This is a genomic window from Bradyrhizobium sp. B097, from assembly GCF_038957035.1.
In the GTDB taxonomy this organism is placed as follows: Bacteria; Pseudomonadota; Alphaproteobacteria; order Rhizobiales; family Xanthobacteraceae; genus Bradyrhizobium.
On record NZ_CP152412.1, the window covers coordinates 2016653 to 2031964 of the forward strand.

A 15312-nucleotide genomic window follows, 5' to 3' on the forward strand; every position below is an offset into this window, starting at 1 on the left:
GAGCATCCGCGTTTTGACGCCAAGATCGGGAAACGGACCTGGGAGGTCAAATACCGCTTTGACCCGTCACTTATAGGGAAACGGAATAAGCGATGGATTACAGGCAGCTTCGCTACTTCATCGCGGTCGCCGAAGAGCTCAGCTTCAGCCGCGCCGCCAAGCGGCTGCATGTCAGCCAGCCGCCGCTGAGCACGCAGATCAAGGCGATGGAGGAGGAGCTCGGCACCCAGCTGTTGTCGCGGACGCGGCGCGCGGTCGAACTCACCCAGGCCGGCCAATTGCTGCTGGAGCACGCACGGCGTGCCGTCAGCGAGCTCGACCTCGCATCGGAGACGGTGCGCCGCGCCGCGCGCGGTGAAGCCGGCGCGGTCCGTGTCGGCTTTACCGACTCGGTTCCGATGCTCGACATGTTCGCCGAACTGTTCCGCAGTTTCCGCGGCAGCTATCCGCGGGTGAAGATCGAACTCAGGCACATGTCGACAGCGAAACAGCTGCAGGCCCTCGCCGACGCCGAGCTCGACGTCGCGATCATGCGTCCGCCGCTGGATTTCCGGCCCGCGGCCGACTTGCAGGTTCATGTCGTCTGGCGCGACCGGTTGATGGTGTTCCTGCCGATCGATCATCCGCTGGCCGCTGCGGCCGGCAAGCTCAACGTTGCCGACCTTGCCGAGCATGAATTCGTCGGCATGGCGGAGAGCGGCTGCGGCGTCGGCGACCAGGCGGCGATGCTGTGCCGGCGCGCCGGCTTTGCGCCGCGGATCGCGCAGGAGGCGCACGAACTGCGCACGGTGCTCAGCCTCGTCGCTGCCGGAATCGGGCTTTCGATCCTGCCGTCGTGCTACCAGCAGGCCGGCGTCATGAACGTTGTCGCAAAAGCGCTGGACACGCCGGATGCGGAGAGCCGCATGCTGGTGGCGATGCGCTCGAACGCCTCGCTGCTGCCGCGCCGGTTCGTCGAATGCGCGCTGCAAGCGGCATCGCGAAGCGCGCCGCCGCTAGTTCCCGAGGTCGCTGCGGCGATCCGCTGATCGAGCTGTGCCGAAGGCGAACGCGCGCGCATGAGAAGGCGACCTGCCGTGCGCGGCACGCGACGGTCCGCGTTCCCATACTTTCGTCGGCCGTAGTCTCCCGGGATGCAGTTTGGCGTCGCTCTTGCATACTCGAATGCCAGGTGCTGGGGCGCCGATTCGTCGTGTTTCGCCCGCGACGGCAATGTCGCCGGCGAACAGTAAATGATGCGCGCCCGCAGCTGGATCAGATCTGCGGAGACCACAACATGCACGCCATCACGCGTGCGGCACTGCTGCTGGGGGCGATGTGGCTGACATCGCCGACCCTGGCGCGCGACGACGGCCGCTACGCCAATTCACCTCTGAAACCCTGGTTTGAAAGTCTGCACAGCGGCTACGGACAATGCTGTTCCGACGCCGACGGATACGTGGTCGCCGATCCGGACTGGGAGTCGGACCACGGCCATTATCGCGTGCACATCGACGATGAATGGGTCGTGGTGCCGGACGAGGCCTTGATCACCGAGCCGAACAAGATCGGCCGAACCATGGTGTGGAAGCACTATATCGACGGCCACCCGCGCGTGCGCTGCTTCATGCCGGGCAGCATGACCTGAAGCGCTGTCTTACGCGAGCTTATGGCCGGTGAGGAAGCGCGTGACCACGCCGCCGAGCGTGGCGTGGTCGAGAGGTGCGGCGAGCGATGCCTTGGCGGTTTCGACCACGGCATCGGGCGCGAATCCGCGGCGCAGGTCGCACAGCGCGTCGGCGTAGTCGACGGTGAATTCCGGATGCGGCTGCACCGACAGCGTCGTGCCGTTGGCATAGAGCAGGCCGGCATGCGGGGTGAACGCGGACGCCATGATGGTGCGCGCGGAGGCGGGCGGGGTGATCACCTGGTCCTGATGCGAGGCGGCCGCCGCGATTGTCTCGCCGTCGATCAGCCCGTTGTCCGGCGCCAGTCGATAGACGTGGCGGCCGATGCCCCAGCCCTTCTCCGATTTGCGCACGGTGCCGCCGAGCGCTTGCGCGATCAGCTGATGGCCGAAGCAGACGCCGACCATCGGAACGTGCTTGCCATGGGCGGCGCGCACGAAGGCTTCGAGCGGGGCGATCCAGGCGACATCGTCATAGACACCGGCCGCTGATCCCGTGATCAGGATCGCATCCAATCTGGCCGGATCCGGAAGTGTCTCACCGTTGGCGACGCTGACGACGTCGCAGGCGACCGACGGATCTGAAGTCGCCACCATCCGCTGGAACATCTGCGGATAGCTGCCGTGGCGCTCGCGGAATTGCGGACTGACGAGCCCGGTTTCGATGATGGTGATGCGGGGCATGAACGCGCTGATGGATGAGCGGGGATGATCCAGCCTTTACTCCGGAAGCGCTGGCGGCCGCAAGCCGCGCGGCCGCCGCTCAATTCCGCGACGGCGCCGCCGCGTCGATCGTTGCGGTGTGCTGCGCCGCCGGAACCGTGCTCACGATCGCCGGTGCCGGGCTTTCGATCGCCGGCGTCGTCGCGACGATCGCAGGCTCGGTGCGGTAACGCGGCAGCTGATCCTCGAGCGAGTAGCCGACGCAGAGCGCGAGGCTCGACCACACCGCCATGCTGAAATACAACGACATCCAGGCGATCTCCTCGCGCCACTCGGCGATGTCGTGGGTCACGACCCAGCGCCGGCTGACGTCGCGCAGGCCATCGAGCGGATGCAGCAGCGTGCCGCCGGCGGCGAGATTGGCGCGCCAGCGGTTCAGATACATCGGGACGTCGACGGTCATCAGGAAGGCGAGGAAGGCGGCGATGCCGACGATCGCGACGATGAAGGCCCAGCGCACTGGGCCCTGAAACTCGGGCAGCAGCCGGCACAGCGCGATCCCGACCAGGAAGAACACCACGGCCCAGATCGAGTTCTCGATCGCGTTGCAGAGATAATGGGTGGTCAGCACCGCGTACCAGGAGAAGCATTCCGCGATCACGATCAGCGGCACGATGATCCAGGCGATGTTGATGGTGGTCTCGGCGCCGGTCATGGTGCCGAGCTGATGCAGGATGATGGCCCATTGCGCGGCGAAGCAGACCTCGGCGACGGTCGCGACGGTGCGGCCGACCACGACGCTCGACAGCCAGGTGTCGAACAGGCAGATGCGCTGCACGTCGGCGCGCGGCAGCACCGAGCGGAAGGCGCAGCCGAACACATAGGCCGCGCAGAGCAGCAGCATCAGGCCGATGCCGGACGTATTGCTGAGGCTGCCGTTCGACTGCTCGTGGAACTGGCGGTACAGCGCGAACCAGATCGCGATGTTGGCGGCACTGACGAGGCTCAGGAAGCCCCACCACCGGACCACTGGATTCGACCAAGCCAGCGAAACCGGCCGCGCCCGCCACTCCATGCTCATTCACAGCTCCGCGTGTAACCGAACTGATATTGAATTGTAGCAATTCTGTCATAGAAGGTGGCGAATCACGACTAAAAAATGCGTGTGGCGCGGGGCCGGGCGGCTCCGATTGTGACAGCTTTTGTGACAGCGCGGCGTTTGTGACAGTGAGCGCTTGGCTGCGCGGCCCACGAAACCTCCCCTTGTCATTCCGGGATGCGCCGAAGGCGCAGGCCCGGAATCCATCGCGCCGCAGTGTTGCGGTTGAATGGATGCCGGGCTCGCGCTTCGCGCGCCCCGGAATGACGATGGAGGGAGCCCCGGCCTTCGCGATCGTGATCGAAGTTGGCGCCCGCGCCGGTAGGCAGGCATCGCGCGATCATCTATTGAACGGTTTCCTTTTTTCGGGCCGAACCCGCACGGGCTGGCTTCAAGCGAAGGCGCCTTGTGACGACGGACATGACGGCCAGCTACGATCCGCTGCTCCGCCGGATTCACTGGGCGACGGCGGTGCTGTTCATCGCGGCCATGCTGATCGGGCTCTATTGCGGGCTGCAGCCGGCGGGGACGTCGCCGCGGCGCGAGCTGCTCGAGGTGCACAAGTCGCTCGGCGTCACCCTGTTCTTCCTGGCGATCCTGCGGCTGATGGTGCGCGCCGTGACCACGGCGCCGCCGGAGCCGGGCTCGCTCTCGCCGCTGGTCAGGATCGCGGCACGGCTCAATCACTGGGCGCTCTACGCCATCCTCTTCGTGATGCCGGTGACCGGATACATGTTCTCGTCGGCCGGCGGCTACTCGCTGCGCTATTTCTGGACCTTCAGCTGGCCGCGCCTGTTCGCCGACAACAAGACGGTGGCGGAGGCGGGCGAGCTCGCGCATGGCGTGCTGGCCTACTTCGTTTATGCCGTGGTCGCACTGCATATCGCGGCGACGCTCTGGCATGTCGTCGTCAAGAAGGACGAGACGCTGGCGCGGATGTGGCCGCGCGCGAGCCGCAATCCGTTCTGAAGTCGAGATTAAATCAGTCTAGCGGCAGACTCGCTGCACCTCTCCCGCTTGCGGGGGAGGTCGGCATGCGTAGCGTGCCGGGTGGGGGCTCTCTCCACAATGTGACTCGTGGAGAGAGCCCCCACCCCAACCCTCCCCCGCAAGCGGGAGAGGGGGCGCAATCTCGTCGCGGTCGCAACTCGACCATTCCGGATTAGCCGCGCAACGCGGTTTCGGGAATAGTGCGGCGGACCACCTCGCGCATCGCGAAGCTGGAATGGATGCGGGCGACGCCCGGCATCCGCGACAGATGCTGCTTGTGGATGCGCTCGAAATCGGCGATGTCGCGGGCAATGACCTGCAGATGATAATCGTCGCTGCCCGACATCAGATGGCAGGACACAACGTCGGGGCAGCGCGCGATCGCGGCCTCGAAGGCTGCGAGATAATCCTCGCTCTGCTTCTCCAGCGTGATGGTGACGACGACGGTCGTTACAAGGCCAAGTGCCGTCGGCTCGAGGTCGACGCGGTAGCCGCGGATCACGCCGATCTCCTCGAGATGGCGGATGCGCCGCGCGCAGGCGGTCGGCGACAGCCCGACCTTCTCGGCGAGCTCAATCTGGCTGGCGCGCGCGTCGGCGACGAGCTCGGCAAGGATTCTGAGATCGATACGATCGAGACCGTCCACGCAGTTTTCCTTCGAGCGGTGAGCTGGAAACGAAGGATATGAGCGTAACTGTATGTGCACAAGCCGGAATTCGCTGAGAAACGCCATGTGACGAGGAATAGCGTTGGGGGCAACGGAAACGAATCCTTCAAGGAGCGGACCATGCGCATCGGCGTGCCCAGGGAAATCAAGGTCGAGGAATATCGGGTCGGGCTGACGCCTGCCTCGGTGCGGGAATATGTGGCGCACGACCACGAGGTGGTGGTCCAGCGCGGCGCCGGCGACGGCATCGGTGCTGGCGATGACGTCTATACCCAGGCCGGCGCGCGCATTGCCGACACCGCCGAAGAGGTGTTCTCGGTCGCCGAGATGATCGTGAAGGTGAAGGAGCCGCAGCCGTCCGAATGGATCAGGCTGCGCGAGGGCCAGATACTGTTCACTTATCTGCATCTTGCGCCCGACGTGCCGCAGACCGCGGGGCTGATTGCCTCCGGCTGCACGGCGGTGGCCTATGAGACCGTGACCGATGCGCATGGCGGGCTGCCGCTGCTCGCGCCGATGAGCGAAGTCGCCGGCCGGCTTGCGATCGAGGCCGCGGGCGCCGCCCTGCGCAAATCGGCCGATGGTATGGGCAAGCTGCTCGGCGGCGTGCCGGGCGTTCCGCCGGCGCGCGTTGCGATCATCGGCGGCGGCGTGGTCGGCACCCATGCGGCGCGGATGGCGGCCGGGCTCGGCAGCGACGTCACCATTCTTGACCGCTCATTGCCGCGGCTTCGCGCGCTCGACGACCTCTTCCTCGGGCGCGTCCGCACCCGTTACGCCACGCTGGAAGCGATCGAGCAGGAGGTATTTGCGGCTGACGTTGTGATCGGCGCGGTGCTGGTGCCCGGCGCGAGCGCGCCCAAGCTGGTGTCGCGCGCGCAGCTCGCAGGCATGAAACGCCGTGCGGTGCTGGTCGACGTCGCGATCGACCAAGGCGGCTGCTTCGAGACCTCGAAGGCGACCACGCACCAGGCGCCGACCTATCTGGTCGACGACATCGTGCATTATTGCGTTGCCAACATGCCGGGCGCGGTGCCGGTCACCTCGAGCCATGCGCTCAACCACGCCACCTTGCCGTTCGGCCTGGCGCTGGCCTCGAAGGGACTGCGGGCGCTGGTCGAGGATCCGCACCTGCGCGCCGGCCTCAACGTCCATCGCGGCCGCATCACCAACCGCGCGGTGGCCGAAAGCCAGCATCTGTCGGCCGTGATGCCGGAGGAAGCGCTGGCGTCGTAGGAATTTCGACGCGCATTTGTAGCCCGGATGGAGCGAAGCGAAATCCGGGGCCGACCTCTCCGCGGAGGGACTGCCCCCGGATTGCGCTTCGCTCCATCCGGGCTACGGCACCGTCATCCGCGCGACGCGTTAAGCGTCCTGAGACGTCATTTTTCAACGACTCCTGGCCCGGCTACATCTGTCAGCTCTTTCAGCCGGCTCTGCATGACTTCAATAATGTGCGCGCGCTTTGCCGCGATCCGTTCGATTGGTCCGCCGACGCCGATCGCGAGCGGAGCGCGTCGCTTTGGCAGGGGAACAAGCATGCCGATTGTGTTTGCGCCCGGCGTCGTGCGGCCGCTCGACTCGGAAAAGCCACGGCGGCGGATGCGCTCGACCTCTTCGAGAAAGGCCGCTTCGCGAACGCGCGCCGACTGGCTGGGCTCCTCAGCGTTGTTGCGACGGATAATGCCGCGAATTTTGGTGTTCGGCATCTGGCTCAGCAGCACGTGTCCGAGCGCGGTGCGAACCATCGGTCGTATTTGACCGGCATTCGCAATGAACTGAAGCTGAGAGCCGCCGGGGACAACGTGTAGATATCGCATCCCGGCGGCGCCTGCCTGTTGCCCAAGCATGACGGTTTCGCCGCCAGTCGCGGTCCAGAGTTCCTCCATCAGATCGGTGAGCTTTCGATCACGGAACGGAGAACGACGGATCCAATCGCCAAGCAGATTGACCCGGTAGCTGGGGATGAAACGCCGGGTCTGCCGGTCGTATTCAAGGTAGTTCAATTCAACGAGACTGCGAAGCAACACGGACGTGCTCGATTGGGGCATCTCCAGCGCGGAAGCTATCTCGGTCACGGAAGCAGCCCGCTTGCTTTCCCGAAAGAACTCCAGAACCGCAAACGTCCGCATGGCGGATTTGACGATGGCCGTCTTGTTCGCGTTCGGCATGGCTGTCTCCGCGGCGGGGCAACGACCGCGCCTCCATCACATATGTGATGTTAGGCCGAAACGGCTTCACTTGACGACAACTTTGGCACAGATTGGCGCCAATTAGATCAAGCCGCATGGAAACGCGGAGAGCAGGGGAAGGCCGATGCCCGGACGGAGTTTGCTCGAGAAGATCTGGGACCAGCATGTCATTGCCCGCCTCAGCGAGGACACGGACCTCCTGCATATCGACCGCCATTTGTTGCACGATCTCGGCGGCTCGCGCGGCCTGCTCGATCTCAAGAGCCGTGGGCTCAAGGTTCACAATCCCGAACTGACGTTTGCGACGCCGGACCACGCGCTCTCCACGGCGCCCGGTCGCGCCGGGACCAGCAAGATCGGCATGGAATTGCTGGCCGCGCTGCGGGCCGAGACGGCGGCAAGCGGCATCACGCTGTTCGATGTCGATCAGCCCGGCCAGGGCATCGTCCACGTCATCGGGCCGGAGCTCGGCTTGAGCCTGCCGGGCGCGACGATCGTCTGCGGCGACAGCCACACCTGCACCCATGGCGGCCTCGGCGCGCTCGCCTTCGGCATCGGGTCGAGCGAGCTCACCCATGTGCTGGCGACGCAGGCGCTGATCCAGAAGCGTCCGAAGACGATGCGCGCGCGCTTCGAGGGCAAGCTGCCGCTCGGCGTCACCGCCAAGGACATGATCCTCGCACTGATCGGACATATCGGCGCCGCCGGCGGGACGGGTTACGCGGTCGAATATGCCGGCAGCGCGATCCGCGAACTGCCGATCGAGGGACGGCTGACGATCTGCAATCTCTCGATCGAGCTCGGCGCCAAGATGGGCATGGTGGCGCCCGACGAGACAACCTTCGAATTCCTGCGCGGCCGCCCCTACGCGCCGCAAGGCGAGATGTGGGATCTCGCGGTCAAGGCATGGCGCGAATTGCCGAGCGATCCCGATGCGGTGTTCGACCGCGAGGTTGTGATCGATGTCGAAAAGATCATCCCGCAGGTGACCTGGGGCATCAGCCCCGAGCACGTCGTCGGCGTCGATGGCGTCATTCCCGATCCGAAGACGGTCGACGATCCGGCGCGGCGCGCCGCGATCGAAACCGCGCTCGAGTATATGGGCCTGCAGGGCGGCGCGCCGATTGCCGGCACGCCGGTCGACTGGGTGTTCATCGGGTCCTGCACCAACAGCCGGCTCAGCGATCTGCGTGCCGCGGCCGAGGTGGCGCGCGGCCGCAAGGTCGCCGCCGGGGTCCGCGCCTGGGTGGTGCCGGGCTCGGAAAACGTCAAGCGCGAGGCGGTTGCCGAAGGGCTCGACAAGATCTTCATCGAGGCCGGCTTCGAATGGCGCGAGCCGGGCTGCTCGATGTGCCTTGCCGCCAATGGCGAGGTGGTGGCGCCCGGGCAGCGTTCGGTCTCGACCTCGAACCGCAACTTTGTCGGCCGGCAGGGGCCGCGCGCGCGGACCCATCTGGCGAGCCCCGCGAGTGCGGCGGCCTCGGCCATTGCCGGCTCGATCGCCGATGTCAGGATGATGGGGCGCTAGACGATGCCAAAACCGTTCGACAAAATCACCGCAACCGCTGCGCCGATCATGCGCGCCAATATCGATACCGACGTGATCATCCGGATCGAGCGCCTGGTCGGCAACGGGGTCCGCGGCTCGCTCGGCAAATGGGCGTTCGGTTCGCTGCGCTATCTGGCCGACGGCTCGGAGAATCCGGATTTCATCCTCAACCGCGAGCCGTATCGGGAGGCGGAGATCCTGGTGACCGGCCCGAATTTCGGTTGCGGTTCGTCGCGCGAGGGCGCGGTGTGGTCGCTGCAGGAACGCGGCATCCGCGCCATCATCGGCTCCGGCTTCGGCGACATCTTCTTCGCCAACTGCTTCCAGAACGGCATCCTGCCAGTCCTCGTCGACAAGGCGGTGGTGGATCAGCTTGCCGCCGACATCGAGGCGACGCAGGGCGCCGGCAAGGTCTCGATCGACCTCGAAACACAGACCATCATCTCGCCGTCGGGCGCGCGGCATTCCTTCGAGATCGATCCGAGGCGGCGCGAAGGGCTATTGAAGGGGCTCGACGAGGTGGCGCTGACATTGCAGCGCGACGACGAGATCCACGCCTTCCAGGCTGCCGACCGCACGGCACGGCCCTGGATTCATTTTCAGAGAACACCCGCTTCAAGGACACCCGTTTCAAGGACATCTGCATGAGCACGCAATCCAACATGGTCAAGGTCGCCGTCGTCGGCGGCGAGGGCATCGGTCCTGAGGTCACCGCGCAGTCGCGCCGCGTGCTCGAGTGGTTCGCGGCGAAACGGAACGTGCCGATGACCTTGCGCGAGGCGCAATACGGCCTGATCCCCTATCTGGCGACCGGCAAGGTGCTGCCGGAGGACACCGCGGAAGCGATGGACGAGGCCGACGCCATCCTGTGGGGCGCGACCGGCGGACCGGAGACCACCGAAGTGCCGGCGGCGGCGCGCAAGGCCGGCAGCCTGCTGGGGCTGCGCAGCAAATACGATCTATACGCCAATTTGCGGCCGATCGTGGCCAGCCCGGCGCTGTCGGCGTCGGCGCCGCTCAAGCCCGAGGTGCTCGACGGCGTCGATTTCGTCATCATCCGCGAATTGACCAGCGGCATCTATTTCGGCGAGCCGCGCGGCATCGAGACCTTGCCGGATGGCCAGCGCCGCGGCTTCAACACCGAGCAATACACCACCAACCAAATCCGCCGCGTGGCGCGCTCGGCGTTCGAGCTGGCGCGGACCCGGCGCAACAAGGTCTGCTCGGTCGACAAGGCCAATGTGCTGGAGACCAGCGTGGTCTGGCGCGAGGAGGTGATCAGGCTGCACAAGGAGGAGTTCTCCGACGTCGATCTGACCCACCTTTATGTCGACAACGCAGCGATGCAGATCGTGCGTGAGCCGCGGCAGTTCGACGTGATGGTGACGGGCAACATCTTCGGCGACATCCTGTCCGACTGCGCGGCGATGGCGTCGGGCTCGCTCGGCATGCTGCCGTCGGCCTCGCTCGGCCCGGTCGATCGCTTCGGCCGGCGCAAGGCGCTGTATGAGCCGGTGCATGGCAGCGCGCCCGATATCGCGGGCAAGGGCATCGCCAATCCGCTCGGCTCGATCCTCAGCGTCGCGATGCTGCTGCGCCTGACGCTCAACCGCCCCGAGGATGCCGACCTGCTGGAGCACGCGGTGCAGACCGCGCTCGCCTCCGGCGCCCGCACCGCCGATATCGCCGAGGCCGGGGCGAAGAAGCTGTCGACCGCCCAGATGGGCGATGCCGTGCTCAGCGCGCTCGAAAAGATTTCGGCGAAGGAGCACGCGTGATGGCCCGCCTCACCATGCCCCACCTCTCAAGGCGATCGGCCTTGACGGTGATCGCCGCGGGCGGCGCGGCGCTGGCGACCGGGCGTGCGTGGGCGCAGGCAGCCACCGGGCGCGCGATCTATCCGGTCGCGGTGCCGGTCTATCAGACGCAATTTGTCGCGGACCGTATCGGCTACTTCAAGGAAGCCGGGCTCGACTGCAAGCTGGTGCAGGGCGGCAGCGGCGTGAAGACCCGCGAGATCATCGCCTCGTCGCAGGGCGACATCGGCATCGGCGACGTCACCCATCCGATGCAGCTGACCAACCACGGCCGCGCCGGGCGCGTGCTGCTGCCGGTCGACACACGGTCGAACTCGGTGATGTTCATCCTGCGCAAGGATCTGAAGGATCAGGGCATCAACACGCTGGAGGCCTTCACGCAATGGAAACGGCCTGACGGCCGCAAGCCGATCGTCTCGGTCTCCTCGCTCGGCGGCACCAACCATGTCTGGTCGTCTTACTACATGGAAACCATGGGGCTCGACGACAAGGTGACCTGGATCGGCACCGGCAATGTCGACACCATGCTGGGATCGCTGAAGTCGAAGCAGGTCGATATTCTCGTCAGCTCGCTGTCGCTGCTCAACGAGGCGCAGCAGCAGGGCTGGGGCGAATTGCTGTTCGACGGCACCGATGAGGCGATCTGGAACAAGCATATCGGCGGCAAGGTACCGGTGACCGCGCATTTCACGTTGCAGGCCACCATCGACAAGGATCCAGCCAAGATGCAGGCCTACGTCACCGCGCTGTGGCGCGCGTCGCAGTGGATCAAGGCGCACAAGCCGGCCGAGGTCTATGATGCCATCGAGCCCTATGTCGGCAGCACCTCGCGCGACGCCAATCTGCTGGAGATATCAGCGATCCAGAAGGTCGCGGACTATGAGGGCATTGTCGACGCGGCGAGCTTCGCGCGCGGCGAGAAGGTTTGGTTCCGCGAGATGACCGGCATCAAGCCGCTCAAGATCGCCGACGTGATCAACTCCAACCTCATCGAAGCGGCGCGAAAGGCCTATCCGGGTTGAGCGCGCTCGAGACGAGCGCACCCGTATCGCCGCGCGCCTCGGCCGATCGCCGCGTCGAGGTCAAGGGCCTGAGCAAGTCGTTCCAGCTCGCCAGGACCACGATCGAGGCGGTTCGTGACGTCAGCTTCGACGTTCGACGCGGCGAGTTCGTCGCGCTGCTCGGCCCGTCGGGCTCCGGCAAGAGCACCGTGCTCAACATGATCGCCTCGCTGATCCGCCCCACCGGCGGCGAGATCCTGATCGACGGCAAGCGCGTCGTTCCCGGCAAGGCGACGCCCGATGTCGGCTACGTGTTCCAGCGCGACACGCTGTTCCCCTGGCGGACCGTCGCCGACAATATCGGCTACGGGCTGGAGCTATCGGGCGTGCCGGCTCAGGAACGGAAAGAGCGCATCGCGCAATGCGTCGCGCAGGCAGGCTTGAAGGGATTTGAGAACGCCTATCCATCGGCGCTATCAGGGGGCATGCGCCAGCGCGCGGCGTTGATGCGGACGCTGATCGTCGAGCCGCAGATACTCTTGATGGACGAGCCATTCGGTGCGCTCGACACCCACACCAAGATCGACATGCACGAGGTGCTGCTGCGGATCTGGGAGCGCGAGCAGCAGACGGTGCTGTTCGTCACCCACGATCTCGGCGAGGCGCTGACCTTGGCCGACCGCATCATCCTGTTCTCGGCGCGGCCGGGCCGCATCAAGGACATGTTCGCGGTCGACTTCGCGCGCCCGCGCGATGCGGTGAAGGTGCGCGAGACCCCGCGCTATGCCGAGCTGTTCCAGCACATCTGGCACTCGCTCGGAGAGGAATTCGTCAAGGGCCGCAGCGCATGAGGCGATACGGCATCCTCAGCACGATCGGTTGGCAGGTCCTGATCTGCGCGATCGTGCTGTCGGTGTGGCAATGGGGCTACGATCTGCGCACGTGGCTGCCGTGGCTGGTGCCCGACCTGCTCGATCCGTACTTCATCTCGAAGCCGTCGATGATCTTCGACAACTTCTTGATCCAGAGCTGCCTCAAATCGAAGCTGGGCGTCTTCAACGGCTGGTTCAACGGCGAGTTCGCAAAATGCCTGGCGCGCAACGAGAACAATCTCTGGGCCGCGACGGCGATCACGCTGAAGAACACCTTCTTCGGCTTCGTCACCGGCGTGGTCAGCGGCTTCGTCGCCGGGCTGATCCTCGGGCGATCCGACCGTCTCAGCGCGATCTTCCAGCCCTTCATCACCGCGGTGAATTCGATCCCGCGGATCGCGCTCGCGCCGATCATCGTGCTGGCGTTCGGGATCGGCGACATGTCGAAGATCGTGACCTCCTGGATCGTGGTCGTGTTCCTGGTGTTCTTCAACACCTTCGAGGGCGCGCGCTCAATCGACGAGGGCTTTACCAACGCGGCGCGGCTGCTCGGCGCCAGCGAATGGCAGATCACCCGCACCGTGGTGATCCCCTCGACCATGGCCTGGGTGTTCGCCTCGCTGACGCCCGCGATCTCTTTCGCACTGATCGGCGTGATCGTCGGCGAGTTCATCGGCGCCGAGCGCGGCATCGGCCGCCTCATCATCGAATCCGAGGCGCGCGGCGAGGCCTCGGGCATGATGGTCGCGGTCGTGGTGCTGATGCTGGTCGGCGTCGTGCTATCGGCGATCATCTGGCGGCTGCAGGCCTATCTGCTGCGCTGGCAGCGGCAGCGCAGCGCCGAGTAGAAAGCGGCCCGCGGCGACATTTAATTGTCGTGCGCGGGCCATTTCCAGACCTAAGTTGGCTCAAATTCGGGCTGCGGTTTCCGACGGAGCAGCGGTTGCGGTTTCCGACGGCGAGGTCTCGCCGTCGAGCCAATCCTGCTCCTTGGCCAGCGCGCGCCAAGCTGCCTCCATTCGCTTGTAGCGGTTGTAGGTCGGCTCATCGTCGGCGCGCTCGGCAAGCTGCGCGCAGTTCTCCGCATTGTCGAGGAAGTGCTGCGATTGCTTCATGGAATGTCCTCCTGTTGATGAGGAGGTGGGCCATCAAATCGGGCTATTCAACGCGTGGAACATGAGCATTTCGCCACACAGGTGAATAGCTGTTCAGCGAGGTTCCCGAACAGGGCCGCTTTCGCGAACGCTGCGCTGCTAGGTGACCGGCGCCGGGTTGAACAGCGTGAGATCGTTGTGAATGCCCCAGCGGTCCGACCACGGCTTGGTCCGGCCGCTCGCGACGTCGAGGATCAGGCGGAACAGGTCCCAGCCGGTTTCCTCGATCGTCTTCTCGCCGGTCGCGATGCAGCCGGCGTCGAAATCGATCAGGTCCTTCCAGCGCCGAGCCAGCTCGCTGCGGGTCGCGACCTTGATGACGGGCGCGGCGGCAAGGCCATAGGGCGTGCCGCGGCCGGTCGTGAACACCTGCAAGGTCATGCCGGAGGCGAGCTGCAAGGTGCCGCAGATGAAGTCGCTCGCCGGTGTCGCGGCGAACAGCATGCCCTTTTGCCGCGCCTTCTCGCCGGGCGACAGCACGCCCGCGATCGGGCCGGAGCCGGATTTGACGATCGAGCCGAGTGACTTTTCGACGATGTTGGCAAGCCCGCCCTTCTTGTTGCCCGGTGTGGTGTTGGCGCTGCGGTCGGCGCCGCCGCGGGCGAGATAGGCGTCGTACCAGGCCATCTCGCGGATCAGCGCGCGGCCGACCTCCTCGTTGACGGCGCGGCGGGTCAGAAGCTGGATCGCGTCGCGCACCTCGGTGACTTCGGAGAACATCACGGTCGCGCCGGCGCGAACCAAGAGGTCCGCCGCGAAGCCGACCGCGGGGTTCGCCGTGACGCCGGAGAACGCATCGCTGCCGCCGCATTGCAGGCCGATCACGAGATCGGCGGCCGGGCAGGTCTCGCGCGTGCGGGCGTTGAGCACCTTCAGGCGGGCCTCGGCCTGGGTCATGACGGCGTCGACGATGGCGCCGAAGCCGTCAAAGGCTTCGTCCTGCATCCGCACGATGGCATCGCTGACGCCTTCGGGCACCAGCCGCTCCGGCGCAAGCTTCTCGCAGCCGAGGCCTATGACCAGGATCTCGCCGCCGAAATTCGGATTGAGCGCGAGGTTCTGCAATGTGCGGATCGGCACCACGGCGTCGGGCGCCGCGATCGCGACGCCGCAACCATAGGCGTGGGTCAGCGGCACGACGTCATCGACATTGGGATATTTCGGCAAGAGCTCGGCGCGGATGCGCTTGACTGCGTATTCCATCGTGCCCTTGACGCATTGCACGGAGGAGGAGATGCCGAGGATGTTCTTGGTGCCGACCGATCCGTCGGGATTGCGAAAGCCTTCGAAGGTAAAGCCTTCGAGCGGCGGCAGCGCCGGCGGCACCGCGGTTGCGATCTCGAGCTGATCGAGCGGCGGCGCGTCGGGCATGCGGATGCGTGCCTCGTCGACCCATTCGCCGGCCAGGATCGGCGACAGCGCATGGCCGATCACCTCGCCATAGCGGACGATCGCCGCGCCCTCGGCGATGTCCTCCAGCGCGGTCTTGTGGCCCTGCGGCACGAAGGTGCGCAGCGTCAGGCCGCAGGCGAAGCGCGAGCCGGCGGGCAAGCCGAAATCATTCACGACGATCGCGACATTGTCGCGCGCGTTGAGCTTGATGTAGCGGGGCTGCTCGTGCGCGCCGATCGACTGGTCCATG

At 65.8% G+C, this 15312-nt stretch carries 16 protein-coding genes; 10 read left to right on the plus strand and 6 right to left on the minus strand.

The window, feature by feature from the left end:
• The first annotated feature begins 92 nt into the window (after nucleotides 1-92).
• Together AAFG07_RS09295 and AAFG07_RS09300 are read left to right on the plus strand one after the other, a co-directional pair.
• Nucleotides 93-1028 carry a LysR substrate-binding domain-containing protein gene (locus AAFG07_RS09295; protein WP_342727009.1) on the plus strand — a complete coding sequence of 312 codons (936 nt, stop codon included), beginning with the start codon at nucleotides 93-95 and terminating at the stop codon, nucleotides 1026-1028.
• 248 nt (nucleotides 1029-1276) lie between these two features.
• Nucleotides 1277-1627 carry a hypothetical protein gene (locus AAFG07_RS09300; RefSeq protein WP_342727010.1) on the plus strand — a complete coding sequence of 117 codons (351 nt, stop codon included), beginning with the start codon at nucleotides 1277-1279 and terminating at the stop codon, nucleotides 1625-1627.
• Nucleotides 1628-1636: 9 nt separating this feature from the next.
• On the opposite strand, the gene AAFG07_RS09305 is transcribed toward AAFG07_RS09300, so the two are convergent.
• Nucleotides 1637-2350 carry a gamma-glutamyl-gamma-aminobutyrate hydrolase family protein gene (locus AAFG07_RS09305; RefSeq protein ID WP_342727011.1) on the minus strand — a complete coding sequence of 238 codons (714 nt, stop codon included), beginning with the start codon at nucleotides 2348-2350 and terminating at the stop codon, nucleotides 1637-1639.
• Between the two features lie 79 nt (nucleotides 2351-2429).
• Nucleotides 2430-3404: a hypothetical protein gene (locus AAFG07_RS09310; protein ID WP_342729098.1), complete on the minus strand. Its 975-nt coding sequence runs from the start codon at nucleotides 3402-3404 to the stop codon at nucleotides 2430-2432.
• Nucleotides 3405-3848: 444 nt separating this feature from the next.
• Between AAFG07_RS09310 and AAFG07_RS09315 the strand changes: the two genes are divergently transcribed.
• Entirely contained in the window at nucleotides 3849-4397 is a 549-nt protein-coding gene (locus AAFG07_RS09315; protein ID WP_342727012.1) for a cytochrome b, read from the plus strand.
• A 193-nt stretch (nucleotides 4398-4590) separates the two neighbouring features.
• Here AAFG07_RS09315 and AAFG07_RS09320 read toward each other — a convergent pair whose 3' ends face one another.
• Nucleotides 4591-5064 carry an Lrp/AsnC family transcriptional regulator gene (locus AAFG07_RS09320; RefSeq protein WP_171948063.1) on the minus strand — a complete coding sequence of 158 codons (474 nt, stop codon included), beginning with the start codon at nucleotides 5062-5064 and terminating at the stop codon, nucleotides 4591-4593.
• Nucleotides 5065-5205: 141 nt separating this feature from the next.
• Here AAFG07_RS09320 and ald point away from each other — a divergent pair, with 141 nt between their 5' ends.
• Nucleotides 5206-6321, plus strand: coding sequence for an alanine dehydrogenase (ald, locus tag AAFG07_RS09325; RefSeq protein ID WP_342727013.1), 1116 nt, complete (start codon nucleotides 5206-5208; stop codon nucleotides 6319-6321).
• A gap of 146 nt (nucleotides 6322-6467) precedes the next feature.
• Here ald and AAFG07_RS09330 read toward each other — a convergent pair whose 3' ends face one another.
• On the minus strand, nucleotides 6468-7256 hold the full coding sequence (locus AAFG07_RS09330; protein ID WP_342727014.1) for a helix-turn-helix domain-containing protein: 789 nt from the start codon (nucleotides 7254-7256) through the stop codon (nucleotides 6468-6470).
• Between the two features lie 145 nt (nucleotides 7257-7401).
• On the opposite strand from AAFG07_RS09330, the gene leuC reads away from it, so the two are divergent.
• Genes leuC through AAFG07_RS09360 form a run of 6 tightly spaced genes read left to right on the plus strand, consistent with a single transcriptional unit; the run spans nucleotide 7402 to nucleotide 13364 of the window.
• Nucleotides 7402-8805 (plus strand): 3-isopropylmalate dehydratase large subunit, encoded by a 1404-nt coding sequence (leuC, locus tag AAFG07_RS09335; protein WP_342727015.1) that lies wholly within the window; start codon nucleotides 7402-7404, stop codon nucleotides 8803-8805.
• A gap of 3 nt (nucleotides 8806-8808) precedes the next feature.
• Nucleotides 8809-9474, plus strand: a complete 666-nt coding sequence (leuD, locus tag AAFG07_RS09340) for a 3-isopropylmalate dehydratase small subunit (protein WP_342727016.1) — start codon at nucleotides 8809-8811, stop codon at nucleotides 9472-9474.
• A complete protein-coding gene (leuB, locus tag AAFG07_RS09345; protein ID WP_342727017.1) occupies nucleotides 9471-10604 on the plus strand; it encodes a 3-isopropylmalate dehydrogenase in 1134 nt (377 codons plus the stop codon). The genes leuD and leuB overlap by 4 nt, the downstream gene beginning before the upstream one ends.
• Nucleotides 10604-11665 carry an ABC transporter substrate-binding protein gene (locus AAFG07_RS09350; protein ID WP_342727018.1) on the plus strand — a complete coding sequence of 354 codons (1062 nt, stop codon included), beginning with the start codon at nucleotides 10604-10606 and terminating at the stop codon, nucleotides 11663-11665. Before leuB ends, AAFG07_RS09350 begins: the two co-directional genes overlap by 1 nt.
• Nucleotides 11662-12495, plus strand: a complete 834-nt coding sequence (locus AAFG07_RS09355) for an ABC transporter ATP-binding protein (RefSeq protein WP_342727019.1) — start codon at nucleotides 11662-11664, stop codon at nucleotides 12493-12495. The genes AAFG07_RS09350 and AAFG07_RS09355 overlap by 4 nt, the downstream gene beginning before the upstream one ends.
• Complete coding sequence (locus AAFG07_RS09360; RefSeq protein WP_342727020.1) at nucleotides 12492-13364, plus strand: ABC transporter permease; 873 nt, start codon at nucleotides 12492-12494, stop codon at nucleotides 13362-13364. Before AAFG07_RS09355 ends, AAFG07_RS09360 begins: the two co-directional genes overlap by 4 nt.
• A 60-nt stretch (nucleotides 13365-13424) precedes the next feature.
• On the opposite strand, the gene AAFG07_RS09365 is transcribed toward AAFG07_RS09360, so the two are convergent.
• Both AAFG07_RS09365 and garD read right to left on the minus strand, forming a co-directional pair.
• The gene (locus tag AAFG07_RS09365; protein WP_342727021.1) at nucleotides 13425-13631 is read right to left on the minus strand and encodes a hypothetical protein; all 207 of its coding nucleotides are present in this window, start codon (nucleotides 13629-13631) and stop codon (nucleotides 13425-13427) included.
• Between the two features lie 138 nt (nucleotides 13632-13769).
• Entirely contained in the window at nucleotides 13770-15311 is a 1542-nt protein-coding gene (gene garD / locus AAFG07_RS09370; RefSeq protein WP_342727022.1) for a galactarate dehydratase, read from the minus strand.
• Between the last annotated feature and the right edge of the window lies 1 nt (nucleotide 15312).

Excerpts from the sequence above, each read along its gene's own strand:
- ald (WP_342727013.1), top strand. The coding sequence starts at position 5,206 with ATGCGCATCGGCGTGCCCAGGGAAATCAAGGTCGAGGAATATCGGGTC.
- garD (WP_342727022.1), bottom strand. The coding sequence starts at position 15,311 with ATGGACCAGTCGATCGGCGCGCACGAGCAGCCCCGCTACATCAAGCTC.
- AAFG07_RS09315 (WP_342727012.1), top strand. The coding sequence starts at position 3,849 with ATGACGGCCAGCTACGATCCGCTGCTCCGCCGGATTCACTGGGCGACG.
- AAFG07_RS09350 (WP_342727018.1), top strand. The coding sequence starts at position 10,604 with ATGGCCCGCCTCACCATGCCCCACCTCTCAAGGCGATCGGCCTTGACG.
- AAFG07_RS09365 (WP_342727021.1), bottom strand. The coding sequence starts at position 13,631 with ATGAAGCAATCGCAGCACTTCCTCGACAATGCGGAGAACTGCGCGCAG.
- AAFG07_RS09310 (WP_342729098.1), bottom strand. The coding sequence starts at position 3,404 with ATGGAGTGGCGGGCGCGGCCGGTTTCGCTGGCTTGGTCGAATCCAGTG.
- AAFG07_RS09330 (WP_342727014.1), bottom strand. The coding sequence starts at position 7,256 with ATGCCGAACGCGAACAAGACGGCCATCGTCAAATCCGCCATGCGGACG.
- AAFG07_RS09295 (WP_342727009.1), top strand. The coding sequence starts at position 93 with ATGGATTACAGGCAGCTTCGCTACTTCATCGCGGTCGCCGAAGAGCTC.
- leuD (WP_342727016.1), top strand. The coding sequence starts at position 8,809 with ATGCCAAAACCGTTCGACAAAATCACCGCAACCGCTGCGCCGATCATG.
- leuB (WP_342727017.1), top strand. The coding sequence starts at position 9,471 with ATGAGCACGCAATCCAACATGGTCAAGGTCGCCGTCGTCGGCGGCGAG.
- leuC (WP_342727015.1), top strand. The coding sequence starts at position 7,402 with ATGCCCGGACGGAGTTTGCTCGAGAAGATCTGGGACCAGCATGTCATT.
- AAFG07_RS09360 (WP_342727020.1), top strand. The coding sequence starts at position 12,492 with ATGAGGCGATACGGCATCCTCAGCACGATCGGTTGGCAGGTCCTGATC.
- AAFG07_RS09300 (WP_342727010.1), top strand. The coding sequence starts at position 1,277 with ATGCACGCCATCACGCGTGCGGCACTGCTGCTGGGGGCGATGTGGCTG.
- AAFG07_RS09305 (WP_342727011.1), bottom strand. The coding sequence starts at position 2,350 with ATGCCCCGCATCACCATCATCGAAACCGGGCTCGTCAGTCCGCAATTC.